This window comes from Bacillus sp. FSL E2-8887 (assembly GCF_038007205.1).
Lineage (GTDB): Bacteria > Bacillota > Bacilli > Bacillales > Bacillaceae_G > Bacillus_A > Bacillus_A mycoides.
This window is the reverse complement of record NZ_JBBOWS010000001.1, coordinates 3,855,512-3,877,095: the sequence shown is the minus strand read 5'-3', so window position 1 is coordinate 3,877,095 and position 21,584 is coordinate 3,855,512. Positions and strand designations below refer to the sequence as shown.

The following is a 21,584-nucleotide window of genomic DNA, read 5'->3' as shown; positions in this document are numbered from 1 at the left end:
AGGCGCTATCACAATTACTAAAAGTTAAAGAATAGACAACGATAAAGGTCTAAATCTTAAAAGTTGTATTTAATAGGATTAAGAATAAAAAATTCTAAATTATTTTTTATGCTAGAATATTGATGAAATATAGCGAATAATGTTAGGATAATGGTGTGAAATGTGTGGAATCTTTCGTATTTTATCCAAGAAAGTAACTTTTTATTTACGCTTTCATAAAAAAATATACTGAGATTCCGTATAACCTTATCTTTTCAGAATGAAAATGTTTAGATATGGGAAGCAACTTTTATTGATTTGTCAGAGCATAAGGGGGAAAGAGCATGATTACATTACAACGTACACCGTTATTTGATGTATACGCGAAGTATGGTGGGAAAACAGTCGACTTCGGTGGTTGGGAATTACCAGTTCAATTTTCAAGCATTAAAGAGGAACATGAAGCTGTACGTACAGGAGCAGGTTTGTTCGATGTATCTCATATGGGAGAAGTAGAGGTAAAAGGTGTAGATAGTTTAGCATTTTTACAACGTGTTGTTACAAATGACGTATCTACCTTAAAGGTAGGGGGCGCACAATATACAGCTATGTGCTATGAAAATGGTGGCACAGTAGATGATTTATTAATCTACAAACGTGGTGAAGAAGACTATTTATTAGTAATCAATGCATCAAATATCGAGAAAGATTACGAATGGTTAGCTAGCCATGTAATTGGCGATGCGAAAGTAGTCAATGTTTCTAGTGAAGTTGCGCAGCTTGCAATTCAAGGACCAAAAGCAGAAGGCATTTTACAAAAAGTTGTGTCAGAAGATTTGAAAGAAATTAAGTTCTTTAAATTTAAAAATAATATTCTTGTAGATGGAATTCCTGCACTTGTATCTCGTACAGGTTACACAGGTGAAGATGGATTCGAAATTTACTGTAAGAGTGAAGATGCAGCAAAACTTTGGGAGAAACTTCTTGAAGTGGGAGCAGAAGAGGGCTTAAAACCATGTGGCTTAGGTGCTCGTGATACACTTCGCTTCGAAGCAACACTTCCGTTATACGGACAAGAGTTATCAAAAGATATTACACCGATTGAAGCGGGAATTGGCTTTGCGGTAAAACCAAATAAAGAAGCAGATTTCTTTGGAAAAGAAACGTTAAAAGAGCAAAAAGAAAACGGTGCATCTCGTAAATTAGTCGGCATCGAAGTAATCGAACGCGGTATTCCTCGTACGCATTACCCTGTATTTATAGGAGAAGAAAAAATCGGGGAAGTAACGAGTGGTACACAATCTCCAACGTTAAAGAAAAGCATTGGTTTAGCACTAATTGATGTAAAATACGCAGCAGTTGATACAGAAGTAGAAATTGAAATTCGTAATAAACGCGTCAAAGCAGTAGTTGTTCCAACACCATTTTATAAACGTTCAAAGTAACGGGGAGAGGGGTAGATTTCATGTTGCATCGTTATCTTCCAATGACAGAAGAAGACAAAAAAGAAATGTTACAAACAATCGGCGTTCAAACGATTGATGAGTTATTCTCTGATATTCCAGAGAGTGTTCGTTTTAAAGGGGATTTAAAAATTAAAGAAGCAAAATCAGAGCCAGAGCTTTTAAAAGAGCTATCTCAAATGGCTAGCAAAAATGCGAACTTAAAAGAATATGCTTCTTTCTTAGGAGCAGGTGTATACGATCATTACGCTCCAGTAATTGTTGATCATGTTATTTCTCGTTCAGAGTTTTATACAGCTTACACACCATACCAACCAGAAATTTCACAAGGGGAATTACAAGCAATTTTTGAATTCCAAACAATGATTTGTGAATTAACAGGAATGGATGTAGCAAACTCTTCTATGTATGACGGAGGTACAGCTTTAGCTGAAGCGGCAATGCTAGCAGCTGGTCATACTCGTAAAAAGAAAATTCTTGTATCTAAGGCAGTTCATCCAGAATCAAGAGCAGTACTTGAAACATATGCAAAAGGTCAAAATCTTGAAGTTGTTGAAATTGATCATAAAAACGGTGTAACAGATTTAGAAGTATTACAAAGTGAAGTAGATGATACAGTTGCTTGTGTAATCGTTCAATATCCAAACTTCTTCGGACAAGTGGAAAAGTTAGCTGATATCGAAAAAATCGTTCATCAACAAAAATCATTATTTATCGTTTCTTCAAATCCATTATCATTAGGCGCATTAACACCGCCAGGAAAATTCGGTGCTGATGTTGTAATCGGTGATGCACAACCATTCGGTATCCCAACGCAGTTTGGTGGACCGCACTGTGGTTACTTTGCAACAACGAAAGCATTTATGCGTAAAATTCCAGGGCGTCTTGTCGGACAAACTGTAGATTCAGATGGTAAACGTGGATTTGTATTAACGTTACAAGCACGTGAACAGCATATTCGTCGTGATAAAGCGACGTCTAACATTTGTTCAAACCAAGCGTTAAATGCATTAGCAGCTTCTGTTGCAATGACGGCACTTGGCAAACAAGGTGTAAAAGAAATGGCACGTCAAAACATTTCTAAAGCACAATATGCAAAACGTCAATTTGAAGCGAAAGGTTTCACAGTAACGTTCGCTGGACCATTCTTTAATGAATTTGTTGTAGATTGTAAACGTCCAGTTAAAGAAATAAATGATGTATTAATACAAAAGAATATTATCGGTGGTTACGACCTAGGCCGTGATTATAAAGAGCATGAAGACCATATGCTTGTAGCGGTAACAGAGCTTCGTACAAAAGAGGAAATTGACACACTTGTAAACGAAATGGGGGCTATCCAATGAAGAACCAAGACCAAGCACTTATTTTTGAAGTGACTAAAGAAGGACGCGTAGGATATAGCTTACCCAAATTAGATGTAGAAGAAGTAAAATTAGAAGATGTGTTTGAGAGTGATTATATTCGAGTAGAAGATGCAGAGCTTCCAGAAGTATCTGAACTTGATATTATGCGCCATTACACAGCGCTTTCAAACCGTAACCACGGTGTGGATTCTGGATTCTATCCACTTGGGTCTTGTACGATGAAATATAATCCGAAAATTAATGAAAACGTAGCTCGTTTCGCAGGCTTTGCAAATATTCATCCACTTCAAGATGAAAAAACAGTGCAAGGTGCAATGGAATTAATGTATGACTTACAAGAACATTTAATTGAAATTACAGGTATGGATACTGTTACGTTACAACCAGCAGCTGGTGCACACGGAGAATGGACAGGATTAATGTTGATTCGTGCATATCATGAAGCGAACGGTGACTTTAACCGTACGAAAGTAATTGTTCCTGACTCTGCTCACGGAACAAACCCGGCGTCTGCAACAGTAGCTGGTTTTGAAACAATTACGGTGAAATCAAATGAACATGGTCTTGTTGACTTAGATGATTTAAAACGTGTTGTAAACGAAGAAACAGCAGCACTTATGTTAACAAATCCAAATACATTAGGCCTATTCGAAGAAAATATTTTAGAAATGGCAGAAATCGTCCATAACGCAGGCGGTAAATTATACTATGATGGTGCAAACTTAAATGCGGTATTAAGCCAAGCACGCCCAGGAGATATGGGATTTGACGTTGTGCATTTAAATCTTCATAAAACATTTACAGGTCCGCATGGCGGCGGTGGCCCAGGTTCTGGTCCAGTAGGTGTGAAAGCTGATTTAATTCCGTACTTACCAAAACCGATTTTAGAGAAAACAGAAAATGGCTATCACTTCAACTATGATCGTCCAGAAGCAATTGGGCGTGTGAAACCATTCTATGGTAACTTCGGAATTAACGTTCGTGCATACACATATATTCGTTCTATGGGCCCAGATGGCTTGCGTGCAGTAACTGAGTATGCTGTATTAAATGCGAACTATATGATGAGAAGATTAGCACCAGTCTATGATCTTCCGTTCGATAGACATTGCAAGCATGAATTCGTATTGTCAGGTCGTCGTCAAAAGAAACTTGGTGTACGTACATTAGATATTGCAAAACGTCTGCTTGATTTCGGTTACCATCCACCAACAATTTACTTCCCATTAAATGTGGAAGAATGTATTATGATTGAGCCAACAGAAACAGAATCAAAAGAAACATTAGATGGTTTCATTGATAAGATGATTCAAATTGCTAAAGAGGTAGAAGAAAATCCAGAAGTTGTACAAGAAGCACCACATACAACAGTAATAAAACGTTTAGATGAAACATTGGCTGCTCGTAAACCAGTTTTACGTTATGAAAAGCTAGCACCTGTACAAGTGTGATTGGAAAAAAAAGAACTCGCTACATGCGGGTTCTTTTTTTTGCAAAATTGGTGTGGCTAGAATGAAAAAATGTTGAAAATTTATATTTTTTGTTTCATATTGCTGTAAAGATGCGGTTTTATAGGTGATTTTGTTGAAAAAGTCGGTTTGATAAAAGTATTTATTTTTGTTAGAATTTTATTGAAATTAAGAAGATGTGATGAGGTAGAAATTACTCATTTTTATGTATATGTGAAAAAACGAGCAAGACGGGGGTGGAAGCGTGGGATATCGATGTTATAGAATGGTATACCATTTAGAAAATGGAGAAACAATTAAAGATGTAAAAGAATTTTGTTACCGAGACCAAGGGAAAGTGTTAGAAAGAGTAGCGCACCGTGTAATGGATAATAGAGAAGTGACAGCGATTGATAAACAAGGAACAATCATTTCAATAGCGTGTGAGGACATTGTAAAGGTAGAACTTGATTACATAACAGAAAGTTAACCTTGAGTCATATCGAATTATTCGATACAATATACTGTTGAATGGTGAAGAGAGAAGAGAGGAGTTTATCATGGGTAATACACGACACTTTTATATGTTTATTTTAGCGTTTGTTCTTGTTGTGGCGTTAACGATTTATTTAATTGTTGATAGCAGCTGGTACAATACAGTTCATCCAGCATTCCTTCTTTTTATGTATGTAGGAATTGCGGTTGTTAGTTTCGGAATGAGAGACGAAATGTTAGATCGCTTTGAAAAGTGATACATATACGAAAGACCAACAGGAAAATGTTGGTCTTTTTTTCTTGCCAAAAATAGGATGGTGTGTATATACTGTGTATATAAGGTATATACAGTATATACACACTGGAGGAAAACATGAATATTATTATTTCGAATTCTTCCCAAGACCCTATTTATGTGCAAATAAGAAAACAATTAAGCCAGCTTATTTTAAATGGTGGTTTAAAGGGTGGAGACCAATTACCGTCTATTCGTAGCTTAGCGAAGGAATTACAAATTAGTGTAATTACAACGAAGCGTGCGTACGAGGAGCTTGAAAAAGAAGGATATATAGAAACTGTTGCTGGGAAAGGGACTTATGTTTCACGTAAAAATAATGAACTACTAAAAGAACAAAGGCTTCGTTTATTGGAAAGTAAAGTGGAAGAGGTTGTAAATGAAAGTAAAGCGTTGCAGCTTTCACTTGAAGATTTACAGCAGATGATTGCGTGTTTATATGAGGGGGAATAAGGGATGTTAGAGCTAAAAAACGTTTGTAAAAGTTATCAAGATTTCTCAGTGAAAAATGTAAGTTTTACATTACCACGAGGATATATTATGGGATTTGTTGGACCAAATGGAGCCGGGAAAAGTACGACAATCAAAATGATTATGAATTTAATTAGAAAAGATAGCGGCGATATAAAAGTTTTTGGCAAGGACAATAAGAAAGCCGAAAAGGAAATAAAACAAAATATCGGTTTTGTATATGATGAAAATCATTATTACGAAGATTTAACGTGTGAACAAATGAAGCGTATTATTGCACCGTTATATAAAAAGTGGGACGAAAAGCAGTATCAATCGTATATGCAGAGATTACAAGTTCCAACGTATAAAAAGATTAAAGAGTTATCCAAAGGGATGAAAATGAAATTTGCGATTGCCATTGCACTTTCACATCACGCGGAGTTTATCATTATGGATGAACCGACAGCAGGATTAGATCCAGTTGTTCGAAGTGAATTACTTGATATTTTGCAAGAAATTGTAATGGAAGATGAAGTATCCGTATTATTCTCAACGCACATTACAACAGACTTAGAGCGCATCGCAGATTATATTACGTTTATTAACGATGGAGAAATTATATTTACTGGTGAGAAAGATGAATTAATGGAGAATTACGTAATCGTAAAGGGGAGCAATGATTTATTGGATCGAGAAGGAAAAGAGTTATTCGTTGGCTTACGCAAAAATAAATTCGGATTTGAAGGACTCGCAAAGGAAAAACAAGCAATTATAGATTGGTTTGGAAATGAGGTTGTAATAGAAAAACCTACATTAGATGATATCATCGTTTACACTGCGAAAGGGAGAGGTGCCTATGCGTCAGCTCATATATAAAGATTTGTTCTTTTTTAGGGTAACGTGGTTAGTGAATCTAATTGTGCCTCTTGTATTATTTATGTTAGATCCAAGTGGTGAATTGTTATTTTCGATGAGTTGTCTATTTATAACTCTTTCTTCCGTTATGACGTTAACTTTTATGGATGAAAGGAATAACAGTGACATTATTATAAATAGTTTACCGGTAAGCCGAAAGGATATCATAATTGCTAGATATGTTTCCAGTGCAATATTTATTGTTGGTGGCATACTCTCTACGATGTTAGTTGTTTTTCTTGTAAGAGGCATTGTGGTCATTGGTGATATCGGTACCTATCATCCGAATCTATACATTGAAATTCCATGGTATGAAGTAATAAATGGAGCTGTTTACGCCGTATTTTTTGTTGTAACATTCTTTCCTAGTTATTATGTTACAAGGTCAAAGATAGCACGAAGTATAGTGTCAGGAGCATCAATGGTAGTTGGTGGAATTGCTTGGATATTCATAGGAGATGGATTGGATGAAACAACACCTTCATTCATTGAGTGGATTATGAATCCAGTGCATATCGGTGTATTTATAGTTGGAGGAATTATATTAGCTAGTGTCTATATCGCTTCTATGTTTCTTACAATTAAAATTTATGAAACGCGTGATTTATAGAGAGGGGAATTCATATGCAACAGTTGATTTTGAAGGAGTTTTTCTTACAGAAGAAGATGTTTCCTTTCTATTTTTTAATACCTATTTTATCTGTTTTTAGAAATTCCGTAGAACCGATGGGGATTGCAATAGGATTATTTATAACATGTAGTACGATTATATATATTTCTTTTTATTATGACGAGAAAAGTAAAATAGAAAAAGTATTAGTGAGTTTGCCGATAATGAGAAAAGAGATAGTTATAGCTAAATATATTTCAAGCACATTATTTATTATAGTCGGTTTGAGCATAACTTCTATAGTCGTAATATTAGGAAATATTTTGTTGAACAGAGATATAGTTATTCCTGGATATGCAATATTTTCAGCAATAGTAGCAACTTTGATTTATTGTGTAGTAACGATACCTACTAATTACATTGGAGGATATAAAGCTATTACTGTCTTGAATGTGATTATGATTTTTCCTTTAATGGGTATGATTGGCCTTATGTGCAATATTTTTGGTGATGAAATAATTATGTTAAAAGTACTCCACTCTCAAGAGGCTACACTAGCAATGAGTGTTCTTGGTATCGGAGTGTTAGTAAGTATAGTCATATCAATGTTTCTCTCAATGAAAATGTTTCAGGAGGCAGAGTTATAGAAGGGACATTTTCATATTAGGAGGGTAAAACATGATCAAGCAATTAGTCTTAAAAGATATAGTGTTGCAAAGAAAGTTAGGGTTTGCGTATCTTATATGTTTGTTTTTCCTTGCTATTGTTGATTTTCGTAGTGATAGCTTCCTTATGACGATTAGCTTATCTATACCTTTTCTTGGCATGGTACTGTCAATGAGTTATGAGGGGAAAAATAAAAGTGAAATAATAGTAAATAGTTTACCGTTACAACGTAAAGGAATTGTCATAGCAAAATACATATTTGTAAGTATTTTAGTTGCGTTAGGGGGGATTCTCTCACTTGTGGTTGGTTTGATTCAGTTACAAAATGAACATATAACTGGATTTATGCTGTGGGGAGAAATTCTCGGAGGTATAACAGGTGGGCTTGTTTGTAGCATAATTGTACTTCCGATTGAATTCTCAGTAGGATATAACAGTGCAAAACAAATTGCTCCTTTTATCGGAATAGCATTTGGGTATTTAAGTGGACTAATTGTAAGTAACGTATGGTTAGATGTAGAGAATGTTTGGAGCACGAGTCTAGTCGTAAATGTTTGTTTTATAGCTGGGCTGCTTCTTTTATATATCATGTCTATGTTATTCTCAATTCATTTGTATAGTGAGCGTGATTTGTAAGAGAGAGGAGAATAGTGTTGAAACAACTAATTTTAAAAGATTTCATCATTCAATGGAAATTTTTAATTTGGTACATATTGTATCCTGTTTTCTTTTATATGGCTTTAACAGATACGGAAAATCTGTTCATAATTATGTCAGTAATTATTACAATTGGGGCAACAGTAAAAACATTTGAAGCAGATAGTAAAAATGAGAGTGAAGTTATAGTAAGTAGTTTGCCAATATTCAGAAAACAAATCGTGTATGCGAAATATATAGTAGCAATTATTATTCTCTTTATAAGCGTAACGGTCGGTTGTTTCACGATGGGAATGAAGAATGGGGTTAACCTATTTGAATTTATTGAAACGACAATGGTTGCTAGTATTAGCTTTATTTTAGTGTATTTAAGCTTTGTTTTACCGATATCGTTTTGGCTAGGGTATAAAAAAACTATTTTTATTACGATAGTAATATTCATGGCGCCAATTGTTATTTTAGAAACTTTGTTTCAAATCAACCTGGAACAAATTCAACTATACAACAGCGTGTTATTCGTTAGTTCAATTTGCATGTTCATAGTATCTATCTTCGTTTCAGTGAAATTGTATGAGAAGAGAGAATTTTAAAAGGTGCCTCGTAAAAGGCACCTTCTTCAATAACGGCAATACGAGAGCAAAAGTTTATAAACAGAAAGGCTATTAGGCACATCTTTCGGAGTATGTAATATAAAGCTGAAAACGATAACGAAAATGAGAAAGAGGAAAAATAAAAATAGGATCTGCTTATGTATAGAATTTTGCATATAACCCACTCCTTTTTTAGGTAGTATGTCCAAAAGAAAGAAGGATATGAAAAATTTTAGGAGGGAGAATGATGAACAAAAGAAAGTGGTTATATAGAATTGGGGTACTTTTATTTTCAATTGGTCTCATAATAGCAAATTTTCACTCGGATATACCACCGCCATTTCCTAATTTGCATAAAGGGATTGGTATAAGTATTGTCATAGCTGGTCTGCTTTGTATGATCGCATCAAATTTCTATAGAAAATCAGAATGAATATAAAGTGAAACTTTAATCAGTGGGGGTCTTACTGCCCGTTAATGCGGGATAAAAAAGGACAGTTACTTCTTTTCAGAAGAACTGTCCTTTTTAAATAACTTGTTCCATAGCTTGGCGATACTCCATATAATCACGATTGTAATGGAGGCAATAATTGACCAAGCGATAGATGCAATTTCAAGTGCCATGTTAGGAAGGAATGTAAGAATGGATAATACTTTATGAAACAGCCATTCTATTATATGAAAACTTATTTGTAATAGAATGACGATCCCGAGTGTAATCCATGCTAACATTTGTTTTCCTTTTTCTTTCCACATGACATTCACCTCACGTTAGCCTAATAATTTTAAGCCAACAGCGCCGCACAGAATGCAGCTTAAGAAGGCAAGGCGACGCCAATCCGCTGACTCGCGGAAAATAAGAATACCGAGAAGTGCACTTCCGGCAGTTCCGATTCCAGTCCAAATTGCGTAAGCAGTTCCCATCGGTAATGTATTCATTGCAAGAGATAAGAAGAAGAAACTTACGCCAAAGTTAGCGATTAAAATAACTTTTGGTGCCCAGCCTTTCTTTTCAGTGGCTACTTTCATAAAGAGTACACCAACAATTTCACAAATACCAGCTAGAATTAAAAATACCCAAGCCATTTTATGCGGCCTCCTTCGCTTCTTTTTCTTCTGTTACTCGTTTTAAACCAATTACTCCGAAGAAGATTAAACCGATTAATAATACTTTTACGATAGAGAAAGGTTCTCCGAAGATGAAAATCTCTGTAAGAACGATTCCACCAGCTCCAATTCCTGTAAAGACTGCGTATACAGTGCCGACAGGTAAATCTTTATATGCTCTAAATAATAAGACGAAACTAATTGTAATTAATAGAGCAACACCAGCCCATTCAAGTGGTGCCTCCGCTTTTTTAAGTCCAATAACCCAAAAGATTTCAATAATACCAGCTATGATTACATAAATCCATGCCATATGTCATTTCTCCTTCCTACCAGTCGTTAGGTAAAGGGCTTAAAAACGACGCATTGCAAAGGAGCAATCCGTCAGTTTGAAAGTCCGCGCCAAAATACTTTCCAAGAAGCTTCTAAACGTGTCTCAAAACGATTTAAACCTGCGTATAGTAGTTCAACCATAAGGCCGTCAAGTAAGCATAAAAAAGCCTCCAAAGCATCTTTTACTTCAATGTTATGCAGTTCATCTTGTTCGCTTGCTCTTTTAAACACAGGGAATAAAAGTTTTCCGACATTTTCAATGTGTACATTCGCTTTATCAATAATTTGTTCGCGAAATGCATCCGGCGGAAAATAAGAAGTTCGTAACCAAAACATTGATTCTTCACTTTCACCAAATCGTTTTGCATAACCTTTTAACAGATTTACTAGCAATTCTTCAGTAGACGATTTTGAAAAATTTTCGATATCGTCAGTGAAGCTTTGTAAATCTTTTTGAAGAGCGGATTCTAAGCATGTAAAATATAGCTCTTCTTTTCCTTTAAAGTGTGCGTAAATCGATGGTTTTTTAATCCCAACTTCTTGAGCAATATTTGCTAATGAAGTTCCTTCGTAGCCGTAGCGCGCGAAATGAGAAAGTGCTACAGCTTTAATGCGGTTTGCTGTCATTTTCATCCCCTACCTACCGTTCGTTAGGTCCATTATATGAGATAAAAAATATAAAGTCAATAGGTGAAGAACTGAAAAAAGAGTGCTATGGTTGGCACTCTTTTCTAGACTGTTTTTCGCTCAATTAAATGGAATGAAAGTTCTTCTGAGTTTCCAATAATGTGTTCGTTTTGTATCTGTTTATGAAATAAAGAAAAAGCACGTGATCCCATTGTGAGCCCGGGATGCTCAATAGTTGTAATTTCTAATGCTTTTGAAATTTCATGGTTATCAAATCCCAGGATAGCGAGGTCTTCAGGTATGCGAATGCCATGTTTTTTTGCCTCTGTTAATAAACCAGCAGCTACTTGATCGTTCGCTGTGAAAATAGCGGTTGGACGATTTTTCATGTTTAAAATACGATGAAGTATTTTTGCCCCGTCCTGCATCGTATAACATTGATGGAAAATCCAATCAGGGTGTACTGTTTTTCCTTCGTGACGGAGAGTGTCGGCGAAAGCTTTTTCACGCTCGATTGAATTAACACTTGTTTTTCTTGCTAAACAAATGCCGATTTTTTCATGACCTTTACTGAGTAAATAGGAAGTACCAAGGCGGAATCCTTCGTAATGATCTACATAGACAGATGAAATGAGGGGATGGTTCATTTTTTCACATGAAATAATAGGGGCAAATTTTGCGAACGGTTCAATTTGTTCCCATGAACTCGTGCGAGAGCAAATAATCATCCCGTCAAATTGTTTCATTTTCATCATTTCAAGAACGCGAATTTCTTCAATACTATCGTAATTCGTTTGGCATAAATTAATATGATATCCAGCTGCTAACGCTTCGTTTCCGATTCCTTCAATGATCGTGCTAAAGTACGGAAGATTAATAAAAGGTAGCATAACGCCAATTGTATATGTTTTACCCTTTATTAAATGGATAGCATTTATATTTTTTGCATAGTTCAATTCTTCAACTGCATCTAAAACACGCTTACGTTTTTCCTCTTTTACGTAAGGATGATTATTAAGGACACGAGAAACAGTTGATATAGATACACCAGCAGTTTTTGCAATTTGTTTTATATTGGCCATATGTATCACCTCTTTCCTTAATTATAAGGGGAAAATAATAAGAATGAAAAAAATCTTGACCTGAAAAGCTTTTCACAATCTATGTTATAAGCATGACTTCTGTTGTTCGCGTAACCTTTTTATTTGGGCGTAAGAATAGTGGGGTCTTTTTTGTATGTCTGCAAATAATTTTTGTCAGAATGTGTGAGAATAACGTGGAAAGTTTTCGGAGGAGGCGTTTGATAACGAAGCGAATAGTAGAGAGTATAAACGCTTCACTCGTTAAGAGAGCGGTATGAAAGGGCGGAAACAAATTGAAAAAAGGAATCATTTGTTTCGTGTTTTCTAGTGTAATACTTAGCTCATGTTCATTTCAGCAAACGATGCAAGAAGAAAAAACATTTGTAGGAACAACAGGAGGGGCTAAGGACCGTGTTACTGATCCGATTCCGCTAAAGGAACTTCCAAAATATTTTCCGGCAAAGTTTAAAGTTCCAACGTTTTTACCTTATGACATTACGAGTGATGTGCAGGGAGAGGTAAGAACGATGGGAAAGAAGAATGCTGTCTTAACGATTAAATATAAGCAACAAGAGAAAGGAAGGCACGATTATATAGAATTAACAGTGGCCAACTTTTCTTACAGTTTTCCATACCTCGTAGAAGAGAATCGATTTCAAGAACAAATGAAATTGAATAATGGAGCACCTGCTTATTTTAAAAATAAGGATGATTACGAGCGAGGGGACGAATTTGCTACGCTTATATGGAAAGAGAAGGGGATTGAATATCAGCTATTATATCGTAATGTAGATGAGAAAGATGAAGATGTGATTAAACAAAATCTACTGTACATTGCGAACAATATGGAATAAAAAACTAGCTGTATCGTGCAGCTAGTTTTTGTATGTTATTTCTTTTTAATTTTGCCTGACCAAGATTTAAATCCACCTTTTAATTGGTAGAAATCTGTGTAGCCTTGTTTTTTTAAGTATTGAGCTGCACGACCTGTACGGAATCCGCTTTGGCAATATAAATAAACCGGTTGATCTTGGCGAAGTTCTTTGTGGCGAAGGCGAATTTGTGATAATGGAATGTTACGCGCACCTAAAATATGTCCCGCGTTAAATTCATCTGCTTCGCGAATATCGATAAGCTGTGCTTTACGGTAGCCAGCGCGAAATTCTTCTTCTGAAAGTGTTTTAATTAATTTTTTCTGATAGAAATACATCCATACAGTGTAGCCGATGAATGCTGCAATTGCGGCTAGTATAATAATCAAGTTTGTTGACACGATTCTATCGCTCCTTTTTTCTTATCCTACTTTCAATATTATAATGCCCGTATGTATTTATGCAACAGATTCATTTGTATATAAGAAGAAATTTCGTATTCTTTCACAAATTTTGTCGAATTTGGTAGACTAGAGAATGTGAAAAATAATTGGTTATATGAGGTGCAGGATGGGAAAAGAAAAATGGTGTTATATTAACTCTGGTCAATGTTCACCAGCATTTAATATGGCGTTAGATGAATGTTTATTAAATTGGCAAAGTGAAAAGAAAATGCCACCAACAATTCGTTTTTATGAATGGGAAGTACCAACATTAACAGTCGGGTATTTCCAGCGTGTTGAAAAAGATATAAATATGGATGTAGTTAACGAAAAAAAATATGGATTCGTTCGTCGTCAAACAGGCGGCAGGGGTGTACTACATGACAAAGAATTAACGTACAGTGTTATTGTGTCTGAAGATCATCCGAATATGCCAAAAACAGTTACAGAAGCATACCGAATTATTTCGCAAGGCTTATTGGACGGTTTTAAGGCATTAGGATTAGAAGCGTATTATGCAGTTCCGAAAACAGAAGCGGATCGTGAGAATTTAAAAAATCCGCGTTCAGGAGTATGTTTTGATGCGCCATCTTGGTATGAGATTGTAGTTGAAGGAAGAAAAATCGCGGGTAGTGCCCAAACACGTCAAAAAGGTGTTATCTTACAACACGGTTCTATTCCGTTAGAAATAGATTTAGATGAGTTATACGACCTATTTTTATTCCCAAATGAGCGAGTAAAAGAGCGTATGAAAAACATGTTTTCTTCTAAAGCGGTAGCGATTAATGAATTAACAGACCGCACATTTACGATTGAACAGTTAATTAAAGCGTTTGAAACTGGATTTGAAAAAGGTTTAGATATAGAGCTTGTGCCGTATGAACTAACAGAAGAACAGCTTCATGAAGTTCAAACTTTAGCAAAAGAGAAGTATGAAAGTAATGAATGGAATTATAAAAAATAAGGAGATGGCGACCGCCATCTCCTTATTTTTATAGTAAATTAAGTACTTTTTCTACTTTGATTCCTTTATCTTGTAAAGAACGAAGGCGATTTACAACGTCCATAATTTCTTTGTCGAATGTAACGCTAATACCTTGGCTTTGTAGCTCTTTTTTTAATCCTTCAATAGAATCATCTATGTCGATGCCAAGCTCGTAATCTTGACAAACTTCAATTGTCTTTTTCACAAGTTTAACATAATTTTCTTGTAGTTTTGTATTTGTTTCAGTCAAAGCAGGTTGCTTCGGTTTTATAGGAGTAACCGGTGCTGTCTCTTGCTTTGTAACTGGAGTAGGTACTGCTTTTTTCACAGGTGCTGGAGTAGATAGTTCTATAGCTGCTTCAACACTTACTGACTTCGGCGTTGGTACCGGAGTAGGTTTAGGTGCAGCAGGTGTTTCTACTCGCGTAATAGGCTTTGGAGCAGGTGTAACTGCTTTTGGAGCTTCTACAACTACTTCTTTTTTCGGAGTAGCTTCTACAACTGTTTCTTCTTGCTCAGCAGCTTCTTTATTTTCTTTGCTCCACATAACGCGTTCAACTTCTAGAGAAACATTATTTTTGTTCATCGCTGTTAATGTAACTTTACCAACCTCAGCGTTCCCAGTGAAATCAACAATTTTATAAATAACACTCTTGTTCCAATCCACGTTTCCGCTCAAAAATAATTCTTCGTTACATTTCGGCGTTAAGCCCTCGATTTTAATTTCTGCGTTTACACCGTTTTCACTATATACCATAATTAGCGAAGCATTTACATCTTCGTCTGCTAACATTAGTTCACGTACCATTTTGCCGGTGCGTACTTGCGTTTTCTTCTTAACTGACATCAAATTTCTCCTCTCAAAAATTCAGTAATAATAAAAAAATCGTATAACGAAAAATAATTGCTCACGAAGATTTATGATACCGATAATAAAAGCATCACGTCAACAATTAACTTTAATTATTTTGCATTTTTCTTATTTTCTTTATGAAATTTTTCAATTTGTAAAATTATACAGAAGAAAAACAGCCGTTTGAAGGGCTGTTAAAAATTTGATTTTTTGTATAGTAATTTATATAAAATAAAAAATAGGATAGCGAGTAAGGCGTTTTGCCAAAAGGTTAGATGATAAATGAAATAAGGTTGTTTTTTAAAATAGATATTTAAAAATACAGCTGAACAAAATGGAGTAGCAAATGCGAATCCAGATAGAATCCTTCTTTTCCAATTCATTGTTTGATCAAAAGAGTAGCGTTTTAATAAATATAAAATGAAAAGTATACCTAGTACGATAAGTGAAATAGACAAAGTAGTCCCAGGAATACTAAAAGGTGGACTTAATCTTTCTGTATTCTTTTCAAAAAGAAAAATGAAAAGAGAAGCAACGGTATCCATTCCAAACTGTATAGCAAGAAGTAGGCTAATAATAAAGCTAATTAAAGAAAATTTTTCAAACTTAGTTGGAGTTGGCAAAGCCGCTATAAGTTCATCGCAATAAGGTTGTAGGTCATCACCAAAGATGTCATAAGCATTTTTATTTTCTGCTTGTGCTTCGATGAGGTGATCTAATATTTCTAATAATAGTTCTTCTACTTGATGTTCAGGTACGTTAGATAACCGAAGATATACTAGCATATCGCCATAAGCAGCTTCGTTTTCAGGTGTTAGAAGTTTGCGTTTTCTGTTGTTTAGTTCTATCATATCTTGAGCTTTCATCCCCATCACTCCCCTTGTAATAAGTTGTTTACCGTCGTTGAAACCATTCCCCAACTTTTTTTAAATTCTTCAAGTTGTTCTAATCCCTTATCAGTTACGTGATAATATTTTCGCTTCGGTCCAAGAGAGGAAGCCTTTAATGTACCTTCAATAAGTTTCTCTTTTTGCATGCGTAACAATAAAGGATAGATGCTTCCTTCACTTACGAATGTAAAGCCGTGTTTATTTAATTTTGTACTTAGTTCATATCCGTACACTTCTTCTTGTGAAATGATATATAGAATGCAACCTTCTAGTACACCTTTTAACATTTGGCTGTGCATGATTTCACCACCTTTTATCCAGGTAACTTGCGTTGCAAGGTAGCTGTTATCCAAATTATAACATTCAGTAACTTGCAAAGCAAGTTACTGAAGTGGAAAACTTTAATCTGTGTTAATTTTCATGTGCTTCCCATACTAATGAGAGGAGGGAAGCACATGAAACCATTTATGCCAAAACTCGTTTACTTTGAACCGAGGGCACTCGAATATCCGCTTGGAAAAGAGCTTTATGAGAAGTTTACGAAGATGGGATTAGAAATCCGTGAAACGACATCACACAATCAAATTAGAAATTTTCCAGGGGAAAATGAATTGCAAAAGTATCGTAATGCAAAAGCAACACTTGTCGTTGGGGTGAGGAAGACGTTAAAGTTCGATACATCAAAACCTTCAGCTGAATATGCAATTCCGCTTGCAACAGGGTGTATGGGACATTGTCATTATTGCTATTTGCAAACGACACTTGGGAGTAAACCTTACGTAAGGGTGTATGTGAATCTAGATGAAATCTTTGAGAAGGCAAAGCAATATATGGATGAAAGGGCCCCTGAAATAACAAGATTTGAAGCGGCGTGTACATCAGACATCGTTGGAATTGATCATTTGACACATGCATTAAAGCGGGCGATAGAGTTTATCGGAGAAAGTGAACATGGACGTTTACGCTTCGTTACCAAATATTCGCATGTTGATCATTTATTAGATGCAAAGCATAATGGGAAAACGCGTTTTCGATTTAGTATTAATTCACGTTATGTTATTAAAAATTTTGAACCAGGGACATCGCCATTTGAAGAGCGAATTGAGGCTGCTCGTAAAGTAGCGGGGGCTAATTATCCTCTTGGTTTTATTGTTGCGCCAATTTATATGCATGAAGGGTGGGAAGAAGGGTACCGTGAATTGTTTGAACGATTGTACAATGCGTTAAAAGACATGACGATACCAAATTTAACGTTCGAATTAATTCAACATCGTTTTACGAAACCAGCCAAAAAAGTCATTCAAGAACGTTATCCGAATACGAAACTTGAAATGGATGAAGAGAAGCGGAAATATAAATGGGGACGATACGGTATTGGGAAATATGTATATCAAAAGGATGATGTGGAAGTATTAGAAGAAACAATACGAGGTTATATATATGAGTATTTTCCCGATGCAGAAATTCAATATTTTACATAAGGGGAATCTGGATTCTTTTTTTGTTTTATATATTTAGGCTCGTTTCCACCTTGTCACGTTATTCTTTCTGGTGTATCATTTTATTGATTGCTTCGTACGGAATAAGCAAAATGAAATTGGATGGAGGAAACCGATGCCTACCCCTAGTATGGAAGATTATATTGAACAAATTTATTTGTTGATTGATGAAAAGGGTTATGCCCGTGTATCTGATATTGCTGAAGCGCTTAGTGTACATCCATCCTCTGTAACAAAAATGGTACAAAAATTAGACAAAGACGAATATCTAATTTATGAAAAATATAGAGGGCTTGTATTAACATCAAAAGGTAAAAAAATCGGAGAACGTCTCGTATATCGTCATGAATTGTTAGAACAGTTTATGCGCATTATCGGTGTGGATGAAAGCAAAATTTATAATGATGTAGAAGGAATTGAACATCATTTAAGTTGGGAATCAATTGACCGTATCGGTGATTTAGTACAATACTTTGAACAAGATGAAGTTCGAGTAAAAACACTTCGTGGTGTTCAAAAAGCAAATGAAGAGAAAAGTAATTAAGGGGAACGTGTGGCGTTTCCTTTTTTATTTCAATCGAAAAGGACGGGAGAATAATGAAAGCAATTATTTTTGATTTTGATGGATTAATTGTGGACACAGAAACAATATGGTTTCACTCTTTCAGAGATGCTGTTCGTGAATACGGCGGCGAGTTACCTTTAGGGGAATTTGCAAAATGTATTGGAACGACAGATGAAGTGCTTTATGCATATTTAAAAGAGCAATTAAAAGAAAAATTTAACGAGCATGCATTAAAGGGAAAAGTAACAACTTTACATAAAGAGAAAATGAAAATACCAAAAGCGCGTGACGGGGTAAAAGAATATTTAGAAGAAGCGAAAGAACTTGGATTGAAAATCGCATTAGCCTCTAGTTCATCTAGGGAGTGGGTCGTTCGTTTTTTAGAAGAGCTACAAATTAGAGATTATTTTGAAGTGATTAAAACGCGAGAAGATGTAGAGAAGGTAAAACCAGATCCAGCTCTTTATAAAGTTACGATAGAAGAATTAGAAATTGAACCATCAGAAGCTGTTGTATTTGAAGATTCATTGAATGGATTGAAAGCAGCGGTGGCAGCAGGATTAAAGTGTGTCGTCGTACCTAATGATGTGACAAGAAATTTGCAATTTGAAAACCATCACCTTCGTATCGAAAGTATGAAAGAGAAAAGTTTGAAAGAAGTGCTTCAACATATAAAGTGAAACTTTAATCAGTAGGGTTTTTCGCATCTTCCACTGATTATTAGCCCCGCACCAACCGGGATAAAAAAAGACCGTATTTCCTAAAAGGAAGCACGGTCTTTCTTTTTGTTTTTTTTACCTTCAATGACAGTTAAATGAGATTGTTTTCTTTTTCTTTTCAACGATGGAGAATTACCCTTTTTCCCCTTGTCATCAGAAGCATTTCGTTTCAAGAAAGAATTGCTTAGGGGTGCTACATTTTGTTTCCCGTGTTTGCGGTTCGATTGTTTCGCTGCACGCTTATATGAGCTTTGCGAATTTGCAGAACCACTAGAGTTTGTAAACATTTTGTAGAGTAAGTAAAAGATACCGACGACAGCTAACATGATACCAATGTTTTTCAATACTTCCATTGGATTTGTAATAACAGATGAAACGAGGCCGAATATTGCCAATCCGATAATAAGCACAAATATAGCGAATGTAAACGAACGACCGTTCATAAGGGACACCTCCTAAAAACATATATTAAAATTAGTATATTAACGATGAGGAAAGGAGTTGAACACCATTTTTAAATAATTATTGTTTGTTTTCTAAACGTAATAATTCTTCAAACGATGCGATTGCAACTTCCGCTTGATCATCTGTTGGTTCTTTCGTTGTTAATAGTTGCAGCCATAATCCTGGATATCCAAGTACTCGTAAAACAGGGACATCTCGTAATCGATTGGTAAATTGTAATACTTCAAAAGAAATACCGAGAACAACTGGAATTAATAAAATTCGGTTTACTACCCTTGCCCAAAGCGGATCTGTAGGGACGAGGAAATAGACAAACATTCCAATAATGACTGTAAATATAATAAAGCTACTCCCACAGCGATAATGGAGGCGAGTTTGCTTTTGAACATTTTCTACAGTCAGTGGAAGATTATTCTCATAAGCATTGATTACTTTATGTTCCGCACCGTGGTACTGAAATACCCGCTTAATAAGTGGGGTTAAAGAAATGAAGTATATATAGCTCAATAATAGCATGAGCTTAATGACACTTTCGACAATGATTTGCCCTGTATGAGATGGGAAAATCGGTCTCGTTAATTCAGCTAAAAGTGCAGGAACTGCTGTGAAAATTACTTTACCAAATATGAACGATAAAACGCCAACTGCTGCAACTCCTAATACCATCGTTAATTTTGATTGTTCTTCTTTTTTATTTGCAAGTTGTTCATCTTCTTCTGGGTGGACATCAAATCGTTCTGAAGCAAAGTTTAAATGTTTCGCTCCATTCGCACTTGCATCCACAATAGCGGCAATACCTCGTAAAAATGGAATTTTTTTTAGTAGAGATAATGCTTTATTACGAACGCGTGGTAAACGATAAAATTCAATCGATTTATCTTTACGACGAACCGCTGTAACAGTATATTCTCTACCGCCAAACATAACTCCTTCTATGACTGCCTGCCCGCCATATATTTGTTTTGACTCTTCTGCCATGTTAACACCAACCTGTATTTGTTTCTCTCTTATGTAGAAAAAGAGGCAATTGTCATACTTGGTTTTGTCATCTTGAAATAAGACAATCACCGAGTTTCCTTTATTTTATCGACAAATACAGGCAGATGACAAGGGAAAATGTTACGAGAGTCGGACATTTCTTATTCTTTTTATAGACAAATTTTGCAGGATTTAAACATGCCTCAAAATAGTTTCGGGCATACTAGTGAGCGGAGGTGTCAATGTGAATCAAGAACAATCAACAATAAGAAACTTTGTACAAATTGGTTTATTTGGTGGCTTATTTTGGGGAGGTATATGGTATTTCCTTCATATATTCTCATTTACAGAAGCTGGACCTAACTATTTACTTTTACCGTTTGCATTTGGAGATTGGAAAGAAGGGGTTTGGGGAAATGTACTAGGTATCGTTTGTATGGGACTTCTTTCAATTTTAGTGGCATTTCTCTATAAAGCCCTTTTTAAAAAGTTTGAAGGAGTATTCCCTGGCGTACTATACGGTTTGTTTTGGTGGGCATTATTATTTTTGGGGATGGGGCTAATGGCACCTGTTATTAAAAGTGCACTCCATTTACCGAAAGAAACAATTGTAACGACAATATGTATCTTTATATTATATGGTGTTTTTATTTCGTATTCTGTAGCATTCGAATCGAATAATACAAATAGAGGAGAAGGGGTCGAGAAGACAAACTATTCAAATAAGTGATTCCTATGTTAAAATGTCGTATAGACATTTTTTAATATTAAGGAGTTTTAAGAAAATGAAAAAGTTACTCCTCGTAAATGGTCCTAACCTAAATCGCCTTGGCGTTAGGGAAGTAAATGTATACGGAAAAGGAACGTTAGCGACGCTTGAAACAGATATGAAACACGAAGCAGAGAAAATGGGAGTGGAGTTAGAATGTTTCCAATCGAATCATGAAGGTGCTATTATCGATCGTCTTCATGAGGCTGAAGATATATATGAAGGGATCATTTTAAATCCTGGAGCATTTACGCATTATAGCTATGCGATTCGAGATGCAATTGCGAGCATTTCGATTCCTGTTATTGAAGTACATATTTCTAACATTCACCAGCGTGAATCGTTCCGTCACGAATCTGTGACGGCGGCTGTTTGTGCGGGACAAATTGTTGGATTTGGTTTTTATGGCTATAAGTTAGCGTTATTTGCATTAATGGAGAAATTGAGGGAGGCATAAAG

Annotated in this window: 30 protein-coding genes; 19 read left to right on the top strand and 11 right to left on the bottom strand. The window is 35.6% G+C overall.

Annotated elements, in window-relative coordinates:
- The first annotated feature begins 323 nt into the window (after positions 1–323).
- From gcvT to NSQ08_RS19805, 12 genes are all read left to right on the top strand, one after another.
- On the top strand, positions 324–1,424 hold the full coding sequence (gcvT, locus tag NSQ08_RS19860) for a glycine cleavage system aminomethyltransferase GcvT (protein ID WP_002034013.1): 1,101 nt from the start codon (positions 324–326) through the stop codon (positions 1,422–1,424).
- A 20-nt stretch (positions 1,425–1,444) separates the two neighbouring features.
- Positions 1,445–2,788: an aminomethyl-transferring glycine dehydrogenase subunit 1 gene (gcvPA, locus tag NSQ08_RS19855; protein WP_002034012.1), complete on the top strand. Its 1,344-nt coding sequence runs from the start codon at positions 1,445–1,447 to the stop codon at positions 2,786–2,788.
- Complete coding sequence (gcvPB, locus tag NSQ08_RS19850; protein WP_340778226.1) at positions 2,785–4,260, top strand: aminomethyl-transferring glycine dehydrogenase subunit 2; 1,476 nt, start codon at positions 2,785–2,787, stop codon at positions 4,258–4,260. Before gcvPA ends, gcvPB begins: the two co-directional genes overlap by 4 nt.
- Positions 4,261–4,543: 283 nt before the next feature.
- Positions 4,544–4,747, top strand: a complete 204-nt coding sequence (locus NSQ08_RS19845) for a DUF3929 family protein (RefSeq protein ID WP_000262495.1) — start codon at positions 4,544–4,546, stop codon at positions 4,745–4,747.
- Between the two features lie 70 nt (positions 4,748–4,817).
- A complete protein-coding gene (locus NSQ08_RS19840; RefSeq protein ID WP_002088608.1) occupies positions 4,818–5,009 on the top strand; it encodes a hypothetical protein in 192 nt (63 codons plus the stop codon).
- 116 nt (positions 5,010–5,125) lie between these two features.
- Positions 5,126–5,500, top strand: coding sequence for a GntR family transcriptional regulator (locus tag NSQ08_RS19835; protein WP_002015024.1), 375 nt, complete (start codon positions 5,126–5,128; stop codon positions 5,498–5,500).
- Between the two features lie 3 nt (positions 5,501–5,503).
- Complete coding sequence (locus NSQ08_RS19830) at positions 5,504–6,376, top strand: ABC transporter ATP-binding protein (protein ID WP_002034009.1); 873 nt, start codon at positions 5,504–5,506, stop codon at positions 6,374–6,376.
- On the top strand, positions 6,357–7,025 hold the full coding sequence (locus tag NSQ08_RS19825) for an ABC-2 transporter permease (RefSeq protein WP_002143120.1): 669 nt from the start codon (positions 6,357–6,359) through the stop codon (positions 7,023–7,025). The genes NSQ08_RS19830 and NSQ08_RS19825 overlap by 20 nt, the downstream gene beginning before the upstream one ends.
- A gap of 14 nt (positions 7,026–7,039) precedes the next feature.
- Positions 7,040–7,672, top strand: a complete 633-nt coding sequence (locus NSQ08_RS19820; RefSeq protein WP_002034007.1) for an ABC-2 transporter permease — start codon at positions 7,040–7,042, stop codon at positions 7,670–7,672.
- A 31-nt stretch (positions 7,673–7,703) separates the two neighbouring features.
- Positions 7,704–8,327 carry an ABC-2 transporter permease gene (locus tag NSQ08_RS19815; protein WP_088034287.1) on the top strand — a complete coding sequence of 208 codons (624 nt, stop codon included), beginning with the start codon at positions 7,704–7,706 and terminating at the stop codon, positions 8,325–8,327.
- A 14-nt stretch (positions 8,328–8,341) separates the two neighbouring features.
- Positions 8,342–8,938, top strand: coding sequence for an ABC-2 transporter permease (locus NSQ08_RS19810; RefSeq protein ID WP_033728154.1), 597 nt, complete (start codon positions 8,342–8,344; stop codon positions 8,936–8,938).
- Between the two features lie 247 nt (positions 8,939–9,185).
- Positions 9,186–9,371 (top strand): hypothetical protein, encoded by a 186-nt coding sequence (locus NSQ08_RS19805; protein ID WP_340778213.1) that lies wholly within the window; start codon positions 9,186–9,188, stop codon positions 9,369–9,371.
- A 65-nt stretch (positions 9,372–9,436) separates the two neighbouring features.
- Here the strand turns inward: NSQ08_RS19805 and NSQ08_RS19800 are convergent, their stop codons facing one another.
- The 5 genes from NSQ08_RS19800 to NSQ08_RS19780 form a co-directional block, all read right to left on the bottom strand.
- Entirely contained in the window at positions 9,437–9,694 is a 258-nt protein-coding gene (locus NSQ08_RS19800; protein WP_002034004.1) for a DUF3975 family protein, read from the bottom strand.
- Positions 9,695–9,709: 15 nt separating this feature from the next.
- Positions 9,710–10,024 carry a DMT family transporter gene (locus NSQ08_RS19795; protein WP_002015033.1) on the bottom strand — a complete coding sequence of 105 codons (315 nt, stop codon included), beginning with the start codon at positions 10,022–10,024 and terminating at the stop codon, positions 9,710–9,712.
- A 1-nt stretch (position 10,025) separates the two neighbouring features.
- Positions 10,026–10,358, bottom strand: a complete 333-nt coding sequence (locus NSQ08_RS19790; RefSeq protein WP_000312339.1) for a DMT family transporter — start codon at positions 10,356–10,358, stop codon at positions 10,026–10,028.
- A 71-nt stretch (positions 10,359–10,429) separates the two neighbouring features.
- Positions 10,430–11,011 carry a TetR/AcrR family transcriptional regulator gene (locus tag NSQ08_RS19785; RefSeq protein WP_002034003.1) on the bottom strand — a complete coding sequence of 194 codons (582 nt, stop codon included), beginning with the start codon at positions 11,009–11,011 and terminating at the stop codon, positions 10,430–10,432.
- A 98-nt stretch (positions 11,012–11,109) separates the two neighbouring features.
- On the bottom strand, positions 11,110–12,087 hold the full coding sequence (locus NSQ08_RS19780) for a LacI family DNA-binding transcriptional regulator (RefSeq protein WP_002034002.1): 978 nt from the start codon (positions 12,085–12,087) through the stop codon (positions 11,110–11,112).
- Positions 12,088–12,404: 317 nt separating this feature from the next.
- On the opposite strand from NSQ08_RS19780, the gene NSQ08_RS19775 reads away from it, so the two are divergent.
- On the top strand, positions 12,405–12,941 hold the full coding sequence (locus NSQ08_RS19775) for a hypothetical protein (RefSeq protein ID WP_016100627.1): 537 nt from the start codon (positions 12,405–12,407) through the stop codon (positions 12,939–12,941).
- A 35-nt stretch (positions 12,942–12,976) separates the two neighbouring features.
- Here the strand turns inward: NSQ08_RS19775 and NSQ08_RS19770 are convergent, their stop codons facing one another.
- Positions 12,977–13,360, bottom strand: a complete 384-nt coding sequence (locus NSQ08_RS19770; RefSeq protein WP_002034000.1) for a rhodanese-like domain-containing protein — start codon at positions 13,358–13,360, stop codon at positions 12,977–12,979.
- 169 nt (positions 13,361–13,529) lie between these two features.
- Between NSQ08_RS19770 and NSQ08_RS19765 the strand changes: the two genes are divergently transcribed.
- On the top strand, positions 13,530–14,366 hold the full coding sequence (locus NSQ08_RS19765) for a lipoate--protein ligase family protein (RefSeq protein ID WP_002033999.1): 837 nt from the start codon (positions 13,530–13,532) through the stop codon (positions 14,364–14,366).
- A 28-nt stretch (positions 14,367–14,394) separates the two neighbouring features.
- Here the strand turns inward: NSQ08_RS19765 and NSQ08_RS19760 are convergent, their stop codons facing one another.
- From NSQ08_RS19760 to NSQ08_RS19750, 3 genes are all read right to left on the bottom strand, one after another.
- Complete coding sequence (locus NSQ08_RS19760; RefSeq protein WP_105589692.1) at positions 14,395–15,234, bottom strand: hypothetical protein; 840 nt, start codon at positions 15,232–15,234, stop codon at positions 14,395–14,397.
- Between the two features lie 200 nt (positions 15,235–15,434).
- Complete coding sequence (locus NSQ08_RS19755; protein WP_256484357.1) at positions 15,435–16,106, bottom strand: hypothetical protein; 672 nt, start codon at positions 16,104–16,106, stop codon at positions 15,435–15,437.
- A 5-nt stretch (positions 16,107–16,111) separates the two neighbouring features.
- On the bottom strand, positions 16,112–16,429 hold the full coding sequence (locus tag NSQ08_RS19750) for a PadR family transcriptional regulator (protein WP_000556081.1): 318 nt from the start codon (positions 16,427–16,429) through the stop codon (positions 16,112–16,114).
- 156 nt (positions 16,430–16,585) lie between these two features.
- Here NSQ08_RS19750 and splB point away from each other — a divergent pair, with 156 nt between their 5' ends.
- The 3 genes from splB (at position 16,586) to NSQ08_RS19735 (ending at position 18,874) form a co-directional block, all read left to right on the top strand.
- Positions 16,586–17,611 (top strand): spore photoproduct lyase, encoded by a 1,026-nt coding sequence (gene splB, locus NSQ08_RS19745; protein ID WP_002015042.1) that lies wholly within the window; start codon positions 16,586–16,588, stop codon positions 17,609–17,611.
- Positions 17,612–17,744: 133 nt separating this feature from the next.
- Positions 17,745–18,173: a transcriptional regulator MntR gene (gene mntR, locus NSQ08_RS19740; protein WP_002143106.1), complete on the top strand. Its 429-nt coding sequence runs from the start codon at positions 17,745–17,747 to the stop codon at positions 18,171–18,173.
- 53 nt (positions 18,174–18,226) lie between these two features.
- Positions 18,227–18,874: an HAD family hydrolase gene (locus tag NSQ08_RS19735; protein WP_002033993.1), complete on the top strand. Its 648-nt coding sequence runs from the start codon at positions 18,227–18,229 to the stop codon at positions 18,872–18,874.
- Positions 18,875–18,954: 80 nt separating this feature from the next.
- On the opposite strand, the gene NSQ08_RS19730 is transcribed toward NSQ08_RS19735, so the two are convergent.
- Both NSQ08_RS19730 and NSQ08_RS19725 read right to left on the bottom strand, forming a co-directional pair.
- On the bottom strand, positions 18,955–19,356 hold the full coding sequence (locus tag NSQ08_RS19730) for an SA1362 family protein (protein WP_002015046.1): 402 nt from the start codon (positions 19,354–19,356) through the stop codon (positions 18,955–18,957).
- A gap of 79 nt (positions 19,357–19,435) precedes the next feature.
- The gene (locus tag NSQ08_RS19725; protein ID WP_002015047.1) at positions 19,436–20,356 is read right to left on the bottom strand and encodes a DUF1385 domain-containing protein; all 921 of its coding nucleotides are present in this window, start codon (positions 20,354–20,356) and stop codon (positions 19,436–19,438) included.
- 244 nt (positions 20,357–20,600) lie between these two features.
- On the opposite strand from NSQ08_RS19725, the gene NSQ08_RS19720 reads away from it, so the two are divergent.
- Positions 20,601–21,086: a YqhR family membrane protein gene (locus NSQ08_RS19720; protein ID WP_002015048.1), complete on the top strand. Its 486-nt coding sequence runs from the start codon at positions 20,601–20,603 to the stop codon at positions 21,084–21,086.
- 55 nt (positions 21,087–21,141) lie between these two features.
- A complete protein-coding gene (gene aroQ / locus NSQ08_RS19715) occupies positions 21,142–21,582 on the top strand; it encodes a type II 3-dehydroquinate dehydratase (RefSeq protein WP_002015049.1) in 441 nt (146 codons plus the stop codon).
- The last annotated feature ends 2 nt before the right edge of the window (positions 21,583–21,584 follow it).